The organism is Bradyrhizobium sp. SZCCHNS1050 (genome assembly GCF_032484785.1).
Classification (GTDB): Bacteria; Pseudomonadota; Alphaproteobacteria; order Rhizobiales; family Xanthobacteraceae; genus Bradyrhizobium.
On the sequence record NZ_JAUETR010000001.1, the window covers coordinates 4,344,983 to 4,364,283 of the forward strand.

A 19,301-nucleotide genomic window follows, 5' to 3' on the forward strand; every position below is an offset into this window, starting at 1 on the left:
CCTACAAGTGGGCAAGAGAACTGTTGTTGGATGATGATTGATTCAATGATCGCACGTCGCACAAGAGTCGAGAGACGTGAATTCATCGATCGCAGCTCAAACGCAGCCCGCCATTACACGGGATACCCCGCTTCGCCTTGCGGATGCCGTGAAGATTGCGTTTCCTATGGGCGGTATGACCGTTGCAGGCTTGCGACGTGAGCGCGACCGGAAGCGCCTGGTCATCGAGAGGATTGCCGGCAAGGAATTTACGACGCTGGCTCACATTGAACGGATGCGAGAGCTATGCCGCGACGAAGCAAGGGAGCTCGACTCCAGCTTAAGGCCGCCCGCCGCGACAAGCGCGGAAAGATCACCCATCGTGCGACCTGGATCATCAGAGACAACGGTCGGGATGTCGGCACAGGCTGCGCTGCGGATGAGGTTGCAGCAGCCGAGAAGAAGCTCGAGGAGTACATAGCGTCCAAATATACGCCGAAGCGACGCGTGCGGCATATCGACGATATCCCGATCGCAGACGTCCTTTCGATCTACATCGATGCGCAGCTCCAAAAGCTTCGGGATCGCTTCGCGGTGGACGGTGAGGCTGAGGACACCGTACCCGCGATCCGGAAGTTCAAGAAGCGGATCGAACGATTGAACGACTGGTGGGGCGCTAAAACTCTTGGCGAGGTCAACGGCGAGGAATGTCGCGCGTACAGGAAGAAGCGTTCCAATCGGGGCGGTGCCCGGCGCGATCTGGAGGATCTGCGCGCCGCCATCGGCCATCATGCATCTGAGGGATTTCATCGGGAGATCGTCAAGGTCTCGTTGCCCGACAAAGGGCAGCCCCGGGACCGGTGGCTCACGCGCAGCGAGGCTGCCAAGCTGATCTGGACGTGCTGGCGTTACCGCGAAAGGCAGAAGTCGTCTCGCCGCCCCGAGGACGACGTCAAGGCGCCGACAGCGAAACGTCCGCTGAGACATCTGTCTCGCTTCATTCTGATTGGGATATACAGCGGGACGCGCGCAGGAGCCATCGCGTCAGCGTCCCCAATGCCGGCGGTCGGGCGCTCCTATGTGGATCTGGAGCGGGGCCGCTACTATCGCCAGAAGCAGGGTATGGCGAAGACGAACAAGCGGCAGCCGACGGTTCCGATCCCTTCGCGCCTGCTGACCCACTTGCGGCGCTGGCACCGTATCGATCCGGAGGCCAAGCATTTCGTCGAGTTCAATGGCAAGCCGGTGGCTTCGGTCAAAACCGCCTTCAAGAGCGCTGTAAAGCTCGCCGAGCTCGGCCCTGGAATATCGCCCCACACGCTCAGGCACACGGCGGCAACGTGGCTGATGCAGCGCGGTGCGGACCCATGGCAGGCCGCGGGCTATCTCGGCATGTCGCTCGAGGTTCTGCTGAACACCTACGGTCACCATCACCCGGACTATCTGTCCGACGCTGTCGAGAAAATCGCGAAGCGCGAGCCCGTTGCCAGGCAAACGGTGATGGCGGCCGGGAAGGTGATTGCGTTGCAACGGACGAAGTCGGAATGAACGTGTCGCGGTCCTGAGCGCCGCAAAGAGCCGACATCGCGTGGATAGTGTTGTGTCATTCGAGTCAGGTGGCCTCGGCGGCGGGGCTTGCTCGGGCTCATTTGCGCTTGAACCATACGGCCGGTGGCAGGGCAGCGTCCCTGGTGCCAAGCGTCTCTTACATCGTTGAGCCGTACCGCCGCTGGCGTGAGCCAGTGGATGCTGAGCCTTGCGGCTTCCACACGAACGAAAAGTGGACGTATCTGGTGCGGTTTCTGGTGCGGCGAGGCAGTCGTGACAAAATCCAAGCCAGCAAGTCGTTGAAATCGCTGGTGGGCCCGGCAGGACTCGAACCTGCAACCAGACCGTTATGAGCGGTCGGCTCTAACCATTGAGCTACAGGCCCCGCGACGCTGAGGTCTTGCCGGCGGCGGGCAGGAGCGGGCCTGCCCGGCGCGGCGTCGGAACCCCAACGACGGCTCGGGCTCCGTTTACAGCCTGGCCAGCCATCCGGCAATGCCGCTGCCCGATTGTTTTGGCGCGCTTCCGTCGACGCCGGTCCGTCCCGGCGCGCCGCGACGCTAGTCCACCGAAACCCCGGCGAATTCCACCACCTTGCGCCACTTCTCGGTCTCGTCGACGACCAGCTTGCCGAACTCCGCCGGTGTCATCGCGCGCGGGATGCCGCCGGTCTCGGTGAGTCGCGCCACCAGCTTGGGGTCCTTCAGCGCCTCGCCGACCGCCTTGTTGAGGATCTCGACGATGTCGGGCGGCGTGCCCTTGGGCGCCGAGATGCCGTAGAAGCCGACCGATTCGTAGCCCGGCACGGTCTCGGCGATCGCGGGCACGTCCGGCACCGTCGGCCAGCGCTGCGGCGAGGTGACGCCGAGCGCGCGGACGCTGCCGCCGCGCGACTGTTCCAGCGCCGTCGGGAGGTTGTCGAAAATCAACTGCACCTTGTTGGAGATGATGTCGGGAAAGGCCAGCGCCGAGCCGCGATAGGGCACGTGCAGCATGTCGCATTTGGTCATCGCCTTGAACAGCTCGGCCGCCATGTGCACCGAGGTGCCGTTGCCGGAGGACGCGAAGGCGATCTTGCCCGGGTTGGCCTTGCAGTAGTCAATGAACTCCTTGACGGTCTTGGCCGGCACGTCGTTGCTCACCACCAGCATGTTGGTGAGCTGCATGATGCTGGCGACCGGCACGGTGTCGCGGATGAAGTCATAGGGCAGCTTCTTGTAGAGAGAGGTGCTGATCGCGTTGTTGGGCGCGACGAACAGCAGCGTGTAGCCGTCGGGCGGCGAGTTGATCGCGGCGGCGGCCGCGATGTTGCCACCCGAGCCGGTGCGGTTCTCGACCACGACCTGCTGGCCCAGGTGGTCGGACAGCCACTGCGCCATGATGCGGGCGACGATGTCGACGGGCCCGCCGGGGGCAAAGCCGATCAGCCAGCGGATGGGACGGTCCGGATAGGCGGCGAGCGCCGGTCCCGGTTTGGCGGCGAGTCCCGCCGCGACGATCAACCCGAACAGCAGCGCGCGCGCCAGCTTCATGCTCGTCTTCCCCCATTGATTGTTGTCGTTCAGCTCGCATGCGGCGGCCCGGTCGCCCCGGCCGCCGATCGTTCAGTGCGCCGTCACTTCTTGATCAGCGGGCACGCCGGATCCGGCGGGCCGAACGCGTCATCGCCTTTGATGGTCGCGAGGATCTTGTAGTAGTCCCAGGGATATTTGCTCTCCTCCGGCGATTTGACCTGCGCCAGCACGAGATCATGCACCATCAGATTGTCGGCTCGCAGCTTGCCGTTGCGGGCGAAGAAGTCCTCGACCGGCGTGTCCCGCATCTTCGCGGCGACCGCGAGGGGATCGTCGCTGCCCGCCGCCTTGATGGCGTTGAGATAGTGCATGACGGCGGAATAGACGCCGGCCTGCCACATCGTCGGCATCCGGTTCATCTTGGCGAAATAGCGCTTCGACCATTCGCGCGTCTTGTCGTCCATGTCCCAGTAGAACGAGGTGGTGAGCAGGAGCCCCTGCGCCGCCGGCAGGCCGAGCGAATGGATGTCGGTGACCAGCGCGAGCAGCGCCGCCATCTGCTGGCCTCCCTTGAGCAGGCCGAACTCGGATGCGGTCTTGATCTCGTTCATGTTGTTGGGCGGGCCGGCGGCGATGCCGATGATCTTGGCCTTGGAGGCCTGCGCCTGCAGGATGAAGGACGACAGATCGGGCGTCGCGAATGGCGGCCGCACCGCGCCCACGACCTTGCCGCCATTGGCGATGACGACGCTGGAGGCGTCGCGCTCAAGCGAATGGCCGAAGGCGTAGTCGTCGGTGATGAAGAACCAGCTGTCGCCGCCGCGCTTGACGACCTCCTTCGCCGTGCCGGTGGCGAGTGCGCGGGTGTCGAACACCCATTGCATCGCGTAAGGCGAGCAGAACTTGCCGTGAAAATCGGCGGCACCGGTCGACTGGGTGATGAACAGCTTCTTCTTCTCGGTGGCGATGGTCTGCACGGCGAGGCCCACCGCGGAGACCGGCACGTCGACGATGAGATCGACCTGCTCGGTGTCGTACCAGCGGCGCGCGATCGCGGCGCCGATGTCGGGCTTGAGCTGATGATCGCCGACGATGACGCTGATCGGCTTGTCCAGCACCTTGCCGCCGAAATCATCGACCGCCATCTGCGCCGCGGTGACGGAGCCTTGTCCGGTCGGCGTCGAGGCCGGGCCGTTCATGTCGCTGAGCACGCCGATCTTGACGACGTTGTCGGAGATCTCGGCCTGCGCGGCGGTCGTGACCAGCAGCGCGGCTGCGGCCCACGCCGCCCGCTTCAAACAGCTGAGTTGCAATCAGTCCTCCACCGGTAGCGGCGTGACGCCGTTGTTTGTTCCGGCTCTGCCGGCCGGTCCGCCTATCTGCAATCAATCCAGGGCGGCCGTCAATCATGCCGGACGGCGGAGCGGTGGAGCGATCCCGTGCGCTGCAATGCCGCAAGCAGTGAGGTCGTCGCGCACGCGCGCAGGATTCTCGGCCGTTCAGGCCTTGGCGGTCTTTTGCTCCTCGTGCGCAGCCTCCCACACCTCGCGCGCGGCGTCCGCATTCATGAGCGCGATACCGACCCCCACGATCAGGTCGGGCCAGATCGAGGGCCACACAAAGGCGGTCACGAGACCGACCGCGATGATCGCGATGTTGGCGAAGGCGTCGTTGCGTGCGGACAGGAAGGCGGCGCGGGTGAGGCTGCCCTGGTGGTCCCTGACCCGCGCCAGGATCAACGCGCAGCCGAGATTGACGATCAGCGCGCCGAGGCCGGTCACGGTGAGCGGCAGCGGTGCGGGTACGATCGGCGTGAAGAACTTCTCGCCGGCGGTCCACAGTCCGGCGACCGCCGGCGCCAGCAGGATCAGCGCCAGCACCTTGCCGAGTAGCGCCCGCCGCGGGGCGCTCCAGCGCAGCGCCAGCGCAATCAGGATGTTGACCGAGGCGTCCTCCAGAAAGTCGACGCTGTCGGCGAACAGCGACACCGAGCCGATCGCCAGCGCCACGGCGAACTCGATGCCGAAATATCCGAGATTGAGCGCGGCAACGGCAAGCACGGCGCGGCGAACGATGGTTGTCGCGTCCATCAGGCGTCCTCAATCCTCGAGAGCTGCGAGCCGCTCCGCCTCGGCGAGGTCGACTGCGGTATTGGCATTGAAGAACGGATCCAGCGGCACCGTCGGCCAGCTCACGGTCGCGACCTTGTAGCGCGCCGTGAAGCGGGTGACCTTCCGGATGTCCTCCGCGACCAGGGCGTGCCGGAGATCCTCGCGCAGCCCGACCGGCCACAGTCCGATCACCGGGTGGATCTGTCCGCCGGACGCCGCCAACGCCAGCTTGGCCTGCTCGGCCGCCCGCGCTGTCGCCAGCCGCGCGACGAGATCACGCGGCAGGAATGGGCAGTCGCCGGCGGCGCTCAGCATCCACCGGGCCTCCGGCATGTGCGCCGCAACCCAGTCGAGGCCGGCGAGAATGCCGGCGAGCGGGCCCGGGAAGCCTGCCACGCCATCCGGAACGACGGGCAGACCGTTGCCTGCGAACCGCGCGGGGTCGCCATTGGCGTTGAGGATCAGTCGGCTGCACTGCGGCGCCAGCCGCGCGATCACGCGCTCGAGGATGGTGCGGCCGTCGACCATGCGCAATGGCTTGTCGCCGCCGCCCATCCGCTGCGCGCGACCGCCGGCGAGCAGCACGCCGGGGATCGAAGTCGAGGTCATGGCTGTCATCGCGGGTTCGTTACCACGACTGCTGCCAGGGCGTCAGTGTTGCGCCGCGCGCGATCCACCCATTTGCGCCTGCCCGGCGGCCATGCCGGCATGGCCCTCCCACGGCCCTTGCCTGGTCCATGGGGCTGCTGGCATGACATCGCCAAGAGTGGACGTGGCGTTCCACGGGGCCTTCGGGCCATCGATCGATCCCGCGCTCCTGGCTGTGCGAAAAACGCCGGGGCCTTTCTGGAGACCGCGATGAAAGTCATCGGCCTCGCCGGCTGGAGCGGCGCCGGCAAGACCACGCTGCTGACGCGGCTGATTCCTCATCTCAGGGGGCAGGGACTGCGCGTCTCGGTGATCAAGCACGCCCATCACAAGTTCGACGTCGACGTCCCGGGTAAGGATTCGTGGCGGCATCGCGAGGCCGGGGCCGAGGAGGTCCTCGTCGCGTCGGGCACGCGCTGGGCGCTGATGCACGAGCTGCGCGGCGCAAGGGAGCCGGCACTCGCGGAGCTTCTGGCGAAATTGTCTCCCGTCGATCTGGTCGTCATCGAAGGGTACAAGGCCGGGCCGCATCGGCGCATCGAGGTGCATCGCACGGCCAATGGCAAGCCGCTGCTGTTTCCCGACGATCCAGGCATTGTCGGGCTCGCCAGCGACGGCGATGTCGAGACGGCGTTGCCGCGCGTTCATCTCGACGACATCCCGGCGATCGCGGCGCTCGTCCAACATCTGGCGACGCCGCGGGCGGACGTTCTCGCGCTGTGCGACAAACCTGGTGTTCCGTGATGGAACTCGCTCGAGCTCGCACTCATCGCTTCTGGCATCCCAGGAACCCTGCTCCGAGTTCCATAGGATGGTGCCGCCCCGGTTGACGTGCCGGAACCGCTTCTCCATGGTCGCCCGCATGATGACGAGGCTGGATCTGACGGGCCTGAAGTGCCCATTGCCGGTGCTGAAGACCCGGAAGGCGCTGCAGACGCTCAAGGCGGGAGAGCGGCTCGAAGTGTGCTGTACCGACCCGCTTGCTGTGATCGACATCCCGAATCTGGTCCGGGAGACCGGAGATCGGGTCGAGAGCGTCGATCGCACCGAGCGCGGCATCCTATTTCGGATCGAGAAGGCCGCGGAATCGGCCGGATCCGTGCGGCGGTGAACATCCTCTGCTGCGGGTTGCTCGAACTACGTAGTTCGCGCGCGGTCTTGGTCGGACTGTCAAGAGATCGCGCTGCTTCCTATCGTCGCAGCGGCGCCAACCCGAGCTCACAACAATGCCGCGTTCTCAGTCCAGGCTTGCGACGCTGTTGCAAGGCAAGGACAAGTTGTTCTTCTTCACGTTTCCGCGAGCGCGTGCATGCTGATGGTCGGCCCATCTTATTAGTTGATTTCATCAGGTATGGTCGTGACGCGTCGAGAAAGTAATCGAGAGCAACATGACTACAGCCGGGAGTGGCGGTCGCGTTGGTTGCACGTGAATTTGTGTGTGTGCTAGCAACACATTCGCGCTGCAGTGCGATCAATCCACCAAGATTGACCGATTATTACCATTTTACTATCGACAATTTGCCTCGGTTCTGCACCAATTGGGGCGCTTCCGCGGAGGTTGCGGGGGGCGAGTCATGCCCGCTGGGGAGCGGGCCAGGCAGAACAGCGGCACAAGAAGCGGCACAAGAATGGTGAGGGCATAACGTCTCGGGTGGGGTGTTATGCGCATCGAGGCAGTGATGAGCGTTTGTGCGTTGCGAGACTGCTCTGGTACGCGATAGCGGGCGGGGTGAGTGGGCGTATTGATTCTGATCAAGGGGACAGAACATGACGTTGTTGCGTTGGACGAGAGTCCGTAGGGGAGGGATGCATGGCTACCATTGAAAGCGCGGGCACGCTCCCGGGCGCGCAGGCGGGGATCTTCGATCGTGAGCACACGGTCGCCAAGGCGGGGTTCAACCGCTGGCTGGTTCCTCCGGCTGCGCTGTGCATCCATCTCTGCATCGGCATGGCCTATGGCTTCTCGGTGTTCTGGCTGCCGTTGTCGCGCGCGATCGGCGTGACCAAGACCCAGGCCTGCCCGGACATGACCCTGGTGCAGGAGCTGTTCACGACGACCTGCGACTGGAAGGTCGCGAGCCTCGGCTGGATGTACACCCTGTTCTTCGTGCTGCTGGGCGGCTCCGCTGCCGTCTGGGGCGGCTGGCTCGAGCGGGCCGGACCGCGCAAGGCGGGTGCCGTCGCGGCCTGCTGCTGGGGCGGTGGCCTCCTGATCGCGGCGCTCGGCATCTATGTTCACCAGCTCTGGATGATGTGGCTCGGTGCCGGCGTCATCGGCGGCATCGGCCTCGGCCTCGGCTACATCTCGCCGGTGTCGACCCTGGTGAAATGGTTCCCGGACCGGCGCGGCATGGCGACCGGCATGGCCATCATGGGCTTCGGCGGCGGCGCGATGATCGGTGCTCCGCTCGCCAACCTGCTGATGAACTACTTCAAGACCCCGACCTCGGTGGGTGTCTGGGAGACTTTCGTCACGATGGGCGTGATCTACTTCGTCTTCATGATGATCGGTGCCTTTGCCTATCGCGTCGCTCCGGTGGGCTGGCAGCCCGAAGGCTGGACGCCGCCTGCGGTCAAGAAGGCAATGATCTCGGAGCACCATGTGCACCTCGACAACGCGCACAAGACTCCGCAGTTCTGGCTGGTCTGGTGGGTGCTCTGCTTGAACGTGTCGGCCGGTATCGGCGTGATCGGCATGGCCTCGCCGATGCTGCAGGAGATCTTCGCCGGCAAGCTGATCGGTTTGCCCGACGTCAGCTTCAACCAGCTCGACGCCGGCCAGAAGGCCGCGATCGCGGGCATCGCGGCAGGCTTTGCCGGCCTGTTGTCGTTGTTCAACATCGGCGGCCGCTTCTTCTGGGCGTCGCTGTCGGACCACATCGGCCGCAAGAACACCTATTACTGCTTCTTCCTGATCGGCATCGTGCTCTATGCGCTGGCGCCGACCTTCGCAGCGATGGGTTCGAAGCTGTTGTTCGTGGCGGCCTTCGCCATCATCCTCTCGATGTATGGCGGCGGCTTCGCGACGGTGCCTGCCTATCTGGCCGACCTGTTCGGCACCCAGTTCGTGGGCGCCATCCACGGCCGTCTGCTGACGGCCTGGGCGACGGCCGGCATCATCGGTCCGGTGGTCGTCAACTACATCCGCGAGTTCCAGCTTGCCGCCGGCGTGCCGCGCGACCAGCTGTACAACACGACGATGTATATTCTCTGCGCCATGCTGCTCGCCGGCCTGATCTGCAACTTCTTGATCAAGCCCGTCGATGACAAGTGGAACATGAGCGCGGACGAAGTCGCGAAGTACCAGGCGGAGCTCGCCAAGAACGAGTCGGCGATCCAGCACGGGTCGTTCGGCATCGGCAAGGGCGGTCTCGACGTCAAGGCCGCCCTGTTCTGGGCCTTTGTCGGCGTGCCGCTGGCATGGGGTGTCTGGAAGACGTTGGAAAGCGCGGTCAAGATCTTCTGACCGATCGGCGATGAGACAAGCGGGGCGGCCGGATCGGCCGCCCCTTTTTTTGCGGCGCAGAGGCTTGGTTTCCGGACGACTGGATCAGCGCCATCGTCGCGCAAAAGAGCGCGGTGTAGCCGATCATCTCGTCCCAATGGTTCAGGCCCGCGGCGAACACGCCCTTGCGGCGCAGCACCGCAAGCATGGCACACAGGATCATGGTCATCCAGAGCAGGGCGGCGAGGCTGCGACCGAAGCCGATGCGGCCGAACGTGGCGAACAGGATGAGGATTGCTAGTCGCAGCACAACTCGCAGCAGGACCCTGGCCGCCGGACGCTCAGCGGGCTTGTCGGTGGAGATCAGCGTCGAGCAGGTAACACCGGCTCAGAAGTTGTCGCAGCAGAGCAGGTCGGCAAGCCCCGGTTCGGCCTGGACGCCGCGCCTTGCGTCAGTCTGCGAGACGCCGGGCTCGAGACGGCGGGCCTCGGCGGCTGCGTGGAGAATGGCGAGGGCGAGATCGGCGTGGCGGGCTTCGACACAATGATCGAGCCAGTCCGGCAATTCGCGTTGTTGCGACAATGCGCAGTGCCATTCGCCGTCATCATAGGCGATGCGCCGGAGCTGCCATCGTGGCAATTGCAGCGCGACCAGCTCCAGCGCGGCATCGATCCGCGCGTCGGTCTCCAGCAATCGTGCGATCCGCAGCCGGCGTCGCCCTCGCGCCGACAACGGTGAGACGCCCTCGTCTTCGCCAAGCAGGGCCGTCAGCATCGCCGTCGTGGTCTGCGCGAGTTGTACCCGCTCGGGCACATCCGGTCGTGTCGTCAAGGCAGCCATGCCGGCCTCCCGTCGTCAGTGAGCGATGGCCCGATGGGCCTTGATCGGCAATGTGGTCGACGGCGGCGTAGGAATGCGAGAGGGGCGAAGGCGGGAAGAAATAGCCGGCGCATAAAGACGCCTCGGCGGCATGGCCGGTTCATATGCGGCTGCGGCCGCGCGGTTCTGCCGGGGGGCGGGAGAACGCCGCGGTCTTTATGAGATTCCTATAACTCTGTCGGCAGTGCTGTCTCGAAAACCTATGAGGTCGGATGCCATCTGTCCGCGATGGAACGGACCGTGGCCGCAGCGGCGCTCCCGGCCGCTCCAAGCGTTGCGCGTCTTTCGCGCGCATGAGGAGCACACCATGCTGGACATCCTGATGCTGGCGCTGGCCGCCGGCTTGTTCGCCCTGGCGATCGGCTACACCTACGCCTGCGAGCGGCTCTAGGAGACGAGCCATGATCTTCGACTATTCGCTCGCCGGCGCGGTATCGCTCGGCCTTCTGATCTACCTCACCTACGCGCTGTTGCGGCCCGAGCGGTTCTGACCGCCACCGTCGCACCTTCAAGGACAACATCCCCATGACTGTGATCGGCTGGATCCAGATCCTGCTCTACTGCGCCGTCATCGTCGCGCTTGCCAAGCCGCTCGGCTGGTACATGACGCGCGTCTTCAATGGCGAGCGCACCTTCCTGTCGCCGGTGCTGCGGCCGGTCGAGTCCGCAATCTACTGGATCGGCGGCGTCGACGAGCGCCGCGAGCAGCATTGGCTGACCTACACGGTCGCGATGCTGCTGTTCCATGTCGGCGGCTTCCTGATCATCTACGGCGTGATGCGCTTGCAGGCCGTGCTGCCGTTCAATCCCGCGGGACAGTCTGCGGTCGCCGAGGATCTCTCCTTCAACACCGCGATCAGCTTCCTGACCAACACCAATTGGCAGAACTACGGCGGCGAGAGCACGCTCTCCTATCTCGTGCAGATGCTCGGGCTCACGCACCAGAACTTCCTGTCGGCCGCGACCGGCATCGTGCTCGCGATCGCGCTGATCCGCGGCTTCTCACGCGCCTCGGCGCGGACCGTCGGCAATTTCTGGGTCGACGTCGTCAGATGCACGCTCTATGTGCTGCTGCCGCTCTGCATCGTCTACACGCTGTTCCTGGTCTGGCAGGGCATCCCGCAGACGCTCGGGCCCTATGTCGAGGCCACGACGCTGGAAGGGGCGAAGCAGACCATCGCGGTCGGCCCGGTGGCTTCGCAGGTCGCGATCAAGATGCTCGGCACCAATGGCGGCGGCTTCTTCAATGCCAACGCCGCGCATCCGTTCGAGAACCCGAACGCGCTGTCGAACTTCATCCAGATGCTCTCGATCTTCGCGCTCGGTGCCGCGCTGACCAACGTGTTCGGCCGCATGGTCGGCAACCAGCGCCAGGGCTGGGCGCTCCTCGCCGTGATGGGCGTCCTGTTCATCGCCGGCGTCGCCATCACCTACTGGGCCGAGGCCAACGGTACGACCACGTTGAACGCGCTCGGACTGACCGGCGGCAACATGGAAGGCAAGGAGGTCCGCTTCGGCATCGTCGCATCGTCGCTGTTCGCCGTGATCACGACGGCCGCCTCCTGCGGCGCCGTCAATGCGATGCATGACAGTTTCACTGCGCTCGGCGGCATGATCCCGCTGATCAACATGCAGCTCGGCGAGATCATCGTCGGCGGCGTCGGTGCCGGCCTCTACGGCATGCTGCTGTTCGTGGTGCTCGCGATCTTCGTTGCCGGCCTGATGGTCGGGCGCACGCCGGAATATGTCGGCAAGAAGATCGAGGCGCGCGAGGTCAAGATGGCGATGCTGGCAATCCTGGTGCTGCCGCTGATGTATCTCGGCTGGACCGCGTTCGCGGTGGTGCTGCCCTCGGCCGTCGCGTCGATGGCCAATGCCGGTCCGCACGGCTTCACCGAGGTGCTCTATGCCTATACCTCGGCGACCGCCAACAACGGCTCGGCCTTCGGCGGCCTCACCGGCAACACCTTCTTCTACAACCTCACGCTCGCGTCCTCGATGTTCGTCGGCCGCTTCTTCATGATCATTCCGGCGATGGCGATCGCGGGCTCGCTCGCCGGGAAGAAGTCGATCCCGCCCTCGGCCGGCACGTTCCCGACCACGGGCGGCCTGTTCGTCGGCCTCGTGGTCGGCGTCATCCTGATCATCGGCGGCCTCACCTTCTTCCCGGCTCTCGCCCTCGGTCCGATCGTCGAGCATCTCGCGATGGCCGCCGGCACCGTGTTTTGATCTCGGAGCAACCTCCATGGACACCATGAAACTGCAGAAGCGCTCGTCGATGTCGACGATGCTCGACCCGAAGATCGTGCTGCCGGCCATCAGGGCCGCGGTTGTCAAGCTCGACCCGCGGCTGATGATCAGAAATCCGGTGATGTTCGTGGTCGAGGTCGTCGCCGCGCTGACCACGGTGATCTTCCTGCGCGACGTCGTGACCGGCGGAGCGGATCTCGGCTTCATCTTCCAGATCATTCTCTGGCTGTGGTTCACCGTGCTGTTCGCCAATTTCGCCGAAGCCGTCGCCGAAGGCCGCGGCAAGGCGCAGGCGGATTCGCTGCGCAAGACGCGCACCGAGAGCCAGGCCAAGCTGCTGACGGGCACGAACCCGGCCGATCACACCTACAAGCTCGTGCCCGGCACCAGCCTGAAGGTCGGCGATCTCGTGCTGGTCGAGGCCGGCGACACCATCCCTTCCGACGGCGAGGTGATCGAGGGCGTCGCCTCGGTCAACGAGGCTGCCATCACCGGCGAATCCGCGCCCGTCATCCGCGAATCCGGCGGCGACCGCTCGGCGGTGACCGGCGGCACGCAGGTGCTGTCGGACTGGATCCGCGTCAGGATCACGGCCGCGCAAGGCTCGACCTTCATCGACCGCATGATCAAGCTGGTCGAGGGCGCGGAGCGGCAGAAGACGCCGAACGAGATCGCGCTCAACATCCTGCTCGCCGGCCTCACCATCATCTTCGTGTTCGCGACGGTGACGATCCCGAGCTACGCGGCCTATGCCGGCGGCTCGATCTCGGTGGTGGTGCTGGTGGCACTGTTCGTGACCTTGATCCCGACCACGATCGGCGCGCTGCTGTCGGCGATCGGCATCGCTGGCATGGACCGCCTGGTGCGCTTCAACGTGCTGGCGATGTCGGGCCGCGCGGTCGAGGCAGCTGGCGACGTCGATACGCTCCTGCTCGACAAGACCGGCACCATCACGCTCGGCAATCGCCAGGCGACTGCATTCCGTCCCGTCAAGGGCGTGAGCGAGCAGGAGCTCGCCGACGCGGCGCAGCTCGCATCGCTCGCCGACGAGACACCGGAGGGCCGCTCGATCGTGGTGCTCGCGAAGGACAAATACGGCATCCGCGGCCGCGACATGGCCGAGCTCGGCGCCACCTTCGTGCCGTTCACGGCGCAGACCCGCATGAGCGGCGTCGATGCCGGCGGCTCCTCGGTGCGCAAGGGTGCGGTCGACGCCATCCTCAACTCCATCGGCGGCGGCCCGACCCAGCCCGTCTCCGGCAACACGGTGCGCGCGGTCCAGCCGGTCGAGAGCGAGCTTGTCCGCGAGATCCGTGCAATCTCCGACGACATCGCCAAATCCGGCGGCACGCCGCTCGCGGTCGCCAGGGACGGGCGCCTGCTCGGCGTCGTCCAGCTCAAGGACATCGTCAAGGGCGGCATCCGCGAACGCTTCGCCGAGCTGCGTCGGATGGGCATCCGCACCATCATGATCACCGGCGACAACCCGATGACCGCGGCGGCGATCGCCGCCGAAGCCGGCGTCGATGATTTCCTGGCGCAGGCGACGCCTGAGGACAAGCTCAAGCTGATCCGCGACGAGCAGGCCAAGGGCAAGCTGGTGGCGATGTGCGGCGACGGCACCAACGATGCGCCGGCGCTGGCGCAGGCCGATGTCGGCGTCGCCATGAACACCGGCACGCAGGCCGCGCGCGAAGCTGGCAACATGGTCGATCTCGACTCCAACCCGACCAAACTGATCGAGGTGGTGGAGATCGGCAAGCAGCTCTTGATGACGCGCGGCGCGCTGACGACGTTCTCGATCGCCAACGACGTCGCGAAATATTTCGCGATCATCCCGGCGATGTTCCTGGCGTTCTACCCACAGCTCAACGTGCTGAACGTCATGAACCTGGCGAGTCCGCAGAGCGCGATCCTGTCAGCGATCATCTTCAACGCGCTCGTCATCATCGCGCTGATCCCGCTGGCGCTGAAGGGCGTCGCCTACCGCGCCATCGGCGCCGGCGCGCTGCTCGGCCGCAACCTGATGATCTACGGGCTGGGCGGCATCATCATCCCCTTCATCGGCATCAAGGCGATCGACCTGATCGTGACCGCCTTGCATTTGGCTTGACACCATGACCGCCGCTCATTGCGAGCGAAGCGACTTGTCCGCCATAGCCCGAAGGGCGACGGCGGAAGCAATCCAGGACTGTCTCGGGCCACGCGACTCTGGATTGCTTCGTCGCTTCGCTCCTCGCAATGACGGGAGAGACACAGGAGATTCTCATGCTCAAAGAAATCCGTCCCGCCATCTTGGTCCTGGTCGCGCTGACCCTGATTACCGGGCTGCTCTACCCGCTCGCCATGACCGTCGTCGCCGGCACCATCTTTCCGGCGCAGGCCGAGGGCAGCCTGATCACGCGCAACGGCAAGGTGATCGGATCGGCGCTGATCGGTCAGGAGTTCAAGGACGACAAATATTTCCACGGCCGTCCGTCGGCGACCTCGGCCGCCGATCCGAACGACTCCACCAAGACGGTTTCTGCGCCCTACAACGCCGCCAACTCGTCCGGCTCCAATCTCGGCCCGACCAGCAAGGCGCTGGCCGACCGCGTCAAGGAGGACGTCGACAAGCTGAAGGCGGAGAATCCCGCGCAGGCCGTGCCGGTCGATCTGGTGACGACCTCGGCGAGCGGGCTCGATCCGGACATCTCGCCGGAGGCGGCGCTGTTCCAGGTGCCGCGGGTGGCCAAGGCACGCGGCTTGCCGGAGGCGAGCGTCCAGGCCGTGATCGCCCGGCAGACCCAGGGCCGTCTGCTCGGACTGCTCGGCGAACCCCGCGTTAACGTGCTGGCGCTCAACCTGGCACTCGATGCTGCCAAACCGCAATGACGCCTTGAAGGTCTTGGCCTTGAAGGTCTTGGTCTTGGCGCCGAGGTCCCTCCGTCTATAATGCCGCATGGCCAGTCAACGCCGCGATCCTGACCAACGTCCCTCGCCGGAGGCCCTGCTCGAAGCGGCCCGGCGGGAGGACAGTCCTGCCGGCAAGCTCAAGATCTTCGTCGGCGCCGCCCCCGGCGTCGGCAAGACCTATGAGATGCTGTCGAGCGCGCATGCCAAGCTGAGGGCCGGCGTCGACGTCGTGATCGGCTTCGTCGAGACGCATGGCCGCGCCGAGACCGAGGCGCTGGTGCGCGGCCTGGAGATCGTCCCGCGCAAACGTATTTCCTACAAGGACCAGATCGTCGAGGAGATGGATCTGGATGCCGTGATCGCGCGCCGCCCCAAGCTCGCGATCGTCGACGAGCTCGCGCATACCAATGCGGTGGGCAGCCGCCACCCCAAGCGCTATCTCGACGTCGAGGAGCTGCTGTCGCACGGCATCGACGTCTACACCGCGGTCAACGTCCAGCACATCGAGAGCCTCAACGACGTCGTTGCCCAGATCACCCATGTGCGCGTGCGCGAGACCGTCCCGGACTCGGTCCTCGACCGCGCCGACGCCATCGAACTGATCGACCTCACGCCCGACGATCTGATCCAGCGACTGAAGGAGGGCAAGGTTTATGTGCCCAAGCAGGCAGAGCGGGCGCTGGAGCATTATTTCTCGCCCGGCAACCTGACCGCGCTGCGCGAGCTCGCGCTGCGCCGGACGGCCGAGCGCGTCGACGAGCAACTGCTCACCCACATGCAGGCCAATGCCATCGCCGGCCCCTGGGCAGCCGGCGAGCGCATCCTCGTCTGCGTGTCGGAGGATCCGCGGGCGACAGGGCTGGTGCGCTACACCAAGCGGCTCGCCGACCGTGTCCACGCGCCGTGGACCGCCGTTACCATCGAGACTCGGCGCAACCTGCAACTCACGGACAAGCAGCGCGACCGGCTCGCCGATACGCTGCGGCTAGCCGAGACCCTCGGCGGCGAGGCGCTGACGATTCCGGGCGTCGGCCGGCGTATCGCGGATGACCTTATCAACTTCGCGCAGGCCAACAACGTCACCCAGATCATCATCGGCAAGTCGAGCCGCTCGCGCCTGTTCGAGATCATCAGGGGCTCCGTGGTCCACGACCTCGTCAGGGGCGCCGGCAACATCAGCATCCACGTCATCGCCGGCGAGGAGGCGCCGGACACCACGAGCAGCTCGGTCCAGACGCGAGCGCGCAGCGAGCCGCTGCAGCCGAAGCCCTATCTGAAGGCGCTGCTGATCACGGCTGTCGGCCTTGGCCTCGCCGAGCTGATCCAGCCCGTCTTCGGCATCGAGAACGTCGATCTGGTGTTCCTCACGGCCGTGGTCGGCGTCGCCGCACGCTACGGCCTGTGGCCGTCACTGCTGGCGAGCCTCGCCGCCTCGCTCTGCTACAACTTCTTCTTCCTGCCGCCGCTGTATACGTTCACGATCACCGATCCGACCAACATCGGCGCGTTCTTCTTCTTCATGTTGATCGCGATCCTGGTGTCCAACGTCGCCGCGCGCGTTCGCGTTCAGGCTGACGCCGCCACCCACCGCGTCCGGACCACCGAGCAGCTCTATGCCTTCAGCCGCAAGCTTGCGGGCACCGCGACCCTCGATGACGTGCTGTGGGCCACGGCCTATCAGGCGGCGTTGATGCTGAAGGTACGGGTCGTGCTGCTGCTGCCGCAGGACGGCAAGCTCACGGTCATGACCGGCTACCCGCCGGAGGATCAGCTCGACGACGCCGACCTCGCCGCCGCGAGCTGGGCCTGGAGCAACGACCGCGCCGCTGGGCGCGGCTCCGACACGCTGCCGGGCGCCAAGCGGCTGTTCCTGCCGATGCGCACGGGGCGCGGCTCGATCGGCGTCATCGGCATTGATGACGATCGCACCGGGCCGCTGCTGACGCCGGACCAGCGCCGGCTGCTCGATGCCCTGGTCGACCAGGGCGCGCTCGCGATCGAGCGCGTGCTGCTGGTCGAAGACATGGACAAGGTCAAGCGCACCATGGAGCAGGACCGGCTGCGCTCGGCACTGCTCACCTCGATCTCGCACGATCTGAAGACGCCACTCGCCTCCGTGCTCGGCGCGGCCTCGACGATGCGCGATCTCGCGGCCCAGCTGTCCGACAAGGAGAAGCTCGACCTGCTCGCCACCGTCATCGACGAATCCGAACGGCTCAACCGTTTCATCGCCAATCTCCTGGACATGACCAAGCTGGAATCGGGCGCGATCGTGCCGAACGCCGCGCTCCACGACGTCGGCGAGATCGTCGGCAGCGCGCTGCGGCGCGCGAGCAAGATCCTCGCCGGTCATCATGTCTCGCTGGTACTGGCGCCCGATCTGCCGATGGTCGAGGTCGACGCGGTGCTGTTCGAGCAGGTGCTCTTCAATCTGCTCGACAACGCCGCCAAATATGCGCCTCCCGAGACCTCGATCGCGATCCGCGCGGCCCGCGACAGCAACTGGATCATGCTCGAGATCCGTGACGAAGGCGACGGCATTCCCGCCGCGGAGGTCGAGCACGTGTTCGACAAGTTCTATCGCGTGCAGAAGGGCGACCAGGTGCGGCCTGGCACCGGTCTGGGGCTCGCGATCTCGCGCGGCTTCATCGAGGCGATGCATGGCCGCATCTTCGCCGGCAACCGCACCGATCGGCCCGGCGCGGTCCTCACCATCCGCCTGCCCGTGCCGGCGCAGGCCAGATCGCTGGATACGGCCGCATGACCGGCGCTCCGATCAAGGTGCTCGTGATCGACGACGAGCCGCCGATCCGCAAGCTGCTGCGGATGGGCCTGACCACGCAGGGCTACGAGATTCTCGAAGCCTCGAACGGCAGGATCGCGCTGGAGCTGTTGGGCCAGGAGCCGGCGCTGATCATTCTCGACCTTGGCCTGCCCGACGTCGACGGGCTCGAGCTGCTGCGAACCATCCGTGGCCGCAACGAGGCCGTGCCGGTCGTGGTGCTGTCCAGCCGCGGCGACGAGGCGGGCAAGGTCCAGGCGCTCGATCTCGGGGCCGACGACTACATCACCAAGCCGTTCGGCATGGACGAGCTGCTGGCGCGGCTGCGCGCGGCGCTGCGGCACCAGTTGCAGGTGCAGGGCGAGCGGCCGGTGTTCCGCACCGGCGATCTCTCCGTCGATCTGGTGCGCCGCATCGTCAAGGTCGGCGAGCGCGAGATCAAGCTGTCGCCCAAGGAGTACGATCTGCTCCGCGTCCTGGTGCAGCACGCCGGCAAGGTGCTGACGCACCGCTTCCTGCTCAAGGAGCTGTGGGACGAATTGACCGACGCGCAATATCTGCGCGTCTATGTGCGTCAGCTGCGGCAGAAGATCGAGGCCGATCCCGAGCGCCCGCAATTCGTATTGACCGAGACCGGCATCGGCTATCGGCTGCGCGCGCCGGACTGAGCTTTGGCCGTATCGGCCGACTGGTCCTGTGTGTCAGGGGCGTTGGCATCGCCATTCGATGGGCGAGCTTGCGTGTCCCGCGGGCGGCATCAGCTCGTTTCGTTATATTTTCGAGCAATTTTGACCAGCCGGTCATCTCGCGCTGCGGCACAGTACGTCCGCAGGCGCCCGTTCTCTGGATCAACGGATGATCGAGACCGCGGTCGTGCCACCTCATCGGCGCAGCTGATCGTGCGTTTGCATGCACGACGGTGTAAACACGGGACGTGCCATGTCTCGGCTTGTCAGAACACGATCTGAATTTGGGGGGGCGAGGCTGCCGACTGCGGCGCAGAGATTGTCATCGGCGATACTGGGAAGAGCATCATGCCCGAAATTCATCTCAATCAAGGTCAGCCCGACGCGTTGCGGTGCCGCTTTGGCATGAAGGCCGGCCTATGTCCCGGTGAGGGGTTCTGCGCGTTCGATCTTTCAGCCTGCAGGGACTGTTCGAGATCGCAGCACAAGATCCAGACCTTGACGGGTTCGGAAGACCCGATGAGATCAAAGATATTGCACACCTGGATTTCGTTTGCCGTTCG

The 19,301-nt window shown here is 65.5% G+C and carries 16 protein-coding genes and 1 tRNA gene; 10 read left to right on the plus strand and 7 right to left on the minus strand.

Going from position 1 to position 19,301, the window contains the following annotated elements:
* The first annotated feature begins 285 nt into the window (after positions 1-285).
* Positions 286-1,527, plus strand: coding sequence for a site-specific integrase (locus QX094_RS19650; protein ID WP_315810715.1), 1,242 nt, complete (start codon positions 286-288; stop codon positions 1,525-1,527).
* Positions 1,528-1,836: 309 nt separating this feature from the next.
* On the opposite strand, the gene QX094_RS19655 is transcribed toward QX094_RS19650, so the two are convergent.
* The 5 genes from QX094_RS19655 to mobA form a co-directional block, all read right to left on the minus strand.
* A tRNA-Ile gene (locus QX094_RS19655) sits at positions 1,837-1,912 on the minus strand.
* A 175-nt stretch (positions 1,913-2,087) separates the two neighbouring features.
* Positions 2,088-3,059 carry a tripartite tricarboxylate transporter substrate binding protein gene (locus QX094_RS19660; protein ID WP_315750189.1) on the minus strand — a complete coding sequence of 324 codons (972 nt, stop codon included), beginning with the start codon at positions 3,057-3,059 and terminating at the stop codon, positions 2,088-2,090.
* An 83-nt stretch (positions 3,060-3,142) separates the two neighbouring features.
* On the minus strand, positions 3,143-4,354 hold the full coding sequence (locus QX094_RS19665; RefSeq protein WP_315717975.1) for an ABC transporter substrate-binding protein: 1,212 nt from the start codon (positions 4,352-4,354) through the stop codon (positions 3,143-3,145).
* Between the two features lie 186 nt (positions 4,355-4,540).
* Positions 4,541-5,131, minus strand: coding sequence for a cation transporter (locus QX094_RS19670; protein WP_315717976.1), 591 nt, complete (start codon positions 5,129-5,131; stop codon positions 4,541-4,543).
* A gap of 9 nt (positions 5,132-5,140) precedes the next feature.
* The gene (mobA, locus tag QX094_RS19675; protein ID WP_315717977.1) at positions 5,141-5,770 is read right to left on the minus strand and encodes a molybdenum cofactor guanylyltransferase MobA; all 630 of its coding nucleotides are present in this window, start codon (positions 5,768-5,770) and stop codon (positions 5,141-5,143) included.
* A gap of 240 nt (positions 5,771-6,010) precedes the next feature.
* On the opposite strand from mobA, the gene mobB reads away from it, so the two are divergent.
* The 3 genes from mobB (at position 6,011) to QX094_RS19690 (ending at position 9,266) form a co-directional block, all read left to right on the plus strand.
* On the plus strand, positions 6,011-6,544 hold the full coding sequence (gene mobB / locus QX094_RS19680; protein ID WP_315717978.1) for a molybdopterin-guanine dinucleotide biosynthesis protein B: 534 nt from the start codon (positions 6,011-6,013) through the stop codon (positions 6,542-6,544).
* Positions 6,545-6,650: 106 nt separating this feature from the next.
* A complete protein-coding gene (locus QX094_RS19685) occupies positions 6,651-6,911 on the plus strand; it encodes a sulfurtransferase TusA family protein (RefSeq protein ID WP_315717979.1) in 261 nt (86 codons plus the stop codon).
* A 699-nt stretch (positions 6,912-7,610) separates the two neighbouring features.
* Positions 7,611-9,266 (plus strand): OFA family MFS transporter, encoded by a 1,656-nt coding sequence (locus tag QX094_RS19690; protein ID WP_315717981.1) that lies wholly within the window; start codon positions 7,611-7,613, stop codon positions 9,264-9,266.
* On the opposite strand, the gene QX094_RS19695 is transcribed toward QX094_RS19690, so the two are convergent.
* Together QX094_RS19695 and QX094_RS19700 are read right to left on the minus strand one after the other, a co-directional pair.
* On the minus strand, positions 9,253-9,474 hold the full coding sequence (locus QX094_RS19695; RefSeq protein WP_315729378.1) for a hypothetical protein: 222 nt from the start codon (positions 9,472-9,474) through the stop codon (positions 9,253-9,255). The genes QX094_RS19690 and QX094_RS19695 overlap by 14 nt on opposite strands.
* A 159-nt stretch (positions 9,475-9,633) precedes the next feature.
* The gene (locus QX094_RS19700) at positions 9,634-10,086 is read right to left on the minus strand and encodes a hypothetical protein (RefSeq protein ID WP_315717983.1); all 453 of its coding nucleotides are present in this window, start codon (positions 10,084-10,086) and stop codon (positions 9,634-9,636) included.
* 440 nt (positions 10,087-10,526) lie between these two features.
* Between QX094_RS19700 and QX094_RS19705 the strand changes: the two genes are divergently transcribed.
* The 6 genes from QX094_RS19705 to QX094_RS19730 all read left to right on the plus strand — a co-directional run bounded on the left by QX094_RS19705 (position 10,527) and on the right by QX094_RS19730 (position 18,720).
* Positions 10,527-10,616, plus strand: a complete 90-nt coding sequence (locus tag QX094_RS19705) for a K(+)-transporting ATPase subunit F (protein ID WP_042340291.1) — start codon at positions 10,527-10,529, stop codon at positions 10,614-10,616.
* A 34-nt stretch (positions 10,617-10,650) separates the two neighbouring features.
* Positions 10,651-12,354, plus strand: coding sequence for a potassium-transporting ATPase subunit KdpA (kdpA, locus tag QX094_RS19710; RefSeq protein ID WP_315750191.1), 1,704 nt, complete (start codon positions 10,651-10,653; stop codon positions 12,352-12,354).
* Positions 12,355-12,370: 16 nt separating this feature from the next.
* On the plus strand, positions 12,371-14,488 hold the full coding sequence (gene kdpB / locus QX094_RS19715) for a potassium-transporting ATPase subunit KdpB (protein ID WP_315750192.1): 2,118 nt from the start codon (positions 12,371-12,373) through the stop codon (positions 14,486-14,488).
* 155 nt (positions 14,489-14,643) lie between these two features.
* Complete coding sequence (locus QX094_RS19720) at positions 14,644-15,249, plus strand: K(+)-transporting ATPase subunit C (RefSeq protein WP_315750193.1); 606 nt, start codon at positions 14,644-14,646, stop codon at positions 15,247-15,249.
* 67 nt (positions 15,250-15,316) lie between these two features.
* Positions 15,317-18,034, plus strand: coding sequence for a sensor histidine kinase KdpD (locus QX094_RS19725; protein ID WP_315750194.1), 2,718 nt, complete (start codon positions 15,317-15,319; stop codon positions 18,032-18,034).
* Positions 18,031-18,720, plus strand: a complete 690-nt coding sequence (locus tag QX094_RS19730) for a response regulator transcription factor (protein WP_315750195.1) — start codon at positions 18,031-18,033, stop codon at positions 18,718-18,720. The genes QX094_RS19725 and QX094_RS19730 overlap by 4 nt, the downstream gene beginning before the upstream one ends.
* Positions 18,721-19,301 lie beyond the last annotated feature (581 nt).

Excerpts from the sequence above, each read along its gene's own strand:
- QX094_RS19650 (WP_315810715.1), top strand. The coding sequence starts at position 286 with ATGCCGCGACGAAGCAAGGGAGCTCGACTCCAGCTTAAGGCCGCCCGC.
- QX094_RS19660 (WP_315750189.1), bottom strand. The coding sequence starts at position 3,059 with ATGAAGCTGGCGCGCGCGCTGCTGTTCGGGTTGATCGTCGCGGCGGGA.
- QX094_RS19670 (WP_315717976.1), bottom strand. The coding sequence starts at position 5,131 with ATGGACGCGACAACCATCGTTCGCCGCGCCGTGCTTGCCGTTGCCGCG.
- mobA (WP_315717977.1), bottom strand. The coding sequence starts at position 5,770 with ATGACAGCCATGACCTCGACTTCGATCCCCGGCGTGCTGCTCGCCGGC.
- mobB (WP_315717978.1), top strand. The coding sequence starts at position 6,011 with ATGAAAGTCATCGGCCTCGCCGGCTGGAGCGGCGCCGGCAAGACCACG.
- QX094_RS19685 (WP_315717979.1), top strand. The coding sequence starts at position 6,651 with ATGGTCGCCCGCATGATGACGAGGCTGGATCTGACGGGCCTGAAGTGC.
- QX094_RS19690 (WP_315717981.1), top strand. The coding sequence starts at position 7,611 with ATGGCTACCATTGAAAGCGCGGGCACGCTCCCGGGCGCGCAGGCGGGG.
- QX094_RS19695 (WP_315729378.1), bottom strand. The coding sequence starts at position 9,474 with ATGACCATGATCCTGTGTGCCATGCTTGCGGTGCTGCGCCGCAAGGGC.
- QX094_RS19700 (WP_315717983.1), bottom strand. The coding sequence starts at position 10,086 with ATGGCTGCCTTGACGACACGACCGGATGTGCCCGAGCGGGTACAACTC.
- QX094_RS19705 (WP_042340291.1), top strand. The coding sequence starts at position 10,527 with ATGATCTTCGACTATTCGCTCGCCGGCGCGGTATCGCTCGGCCTTCTG.
- kdpA (WP_315750191.1), top strand. The coding sequence starts at position 10,651 with ATGACTGTGATCGGCTGGATCCAGATCCTGCTCTACTGCGCCGTCATC.
- kdpB (WP_315750192.1), top strand. The coding sequence starts at position 12,371 with ATGGACACCATGAAACTGCAGAAGCGCTCGTCGATGTCGACGATGCTC.
- QX094_RS19720 (WP_315750193.1), top strand. The coding sequence starts at position 14,644 with ATGCTCAAAGAAATCCGTCCCGCCATCTTGGTCCTGGTCGCGCTGACC.
- QX094_RS19725 (WP_315750194.1), top strand. The coding sequence starts at position 15,317 with ATGGCCAGTCAACGCCGCGATCCTGACCAACGTCCCTCGCCGGAGGCC.
- QX094_RS19730 (WP_315750195.1), top strand. The coding sequence starts at position 18,031 with ATGACCGGCGCTCCGATCAAGGTGCTCGTGATCGACGACGAGCCGCCG.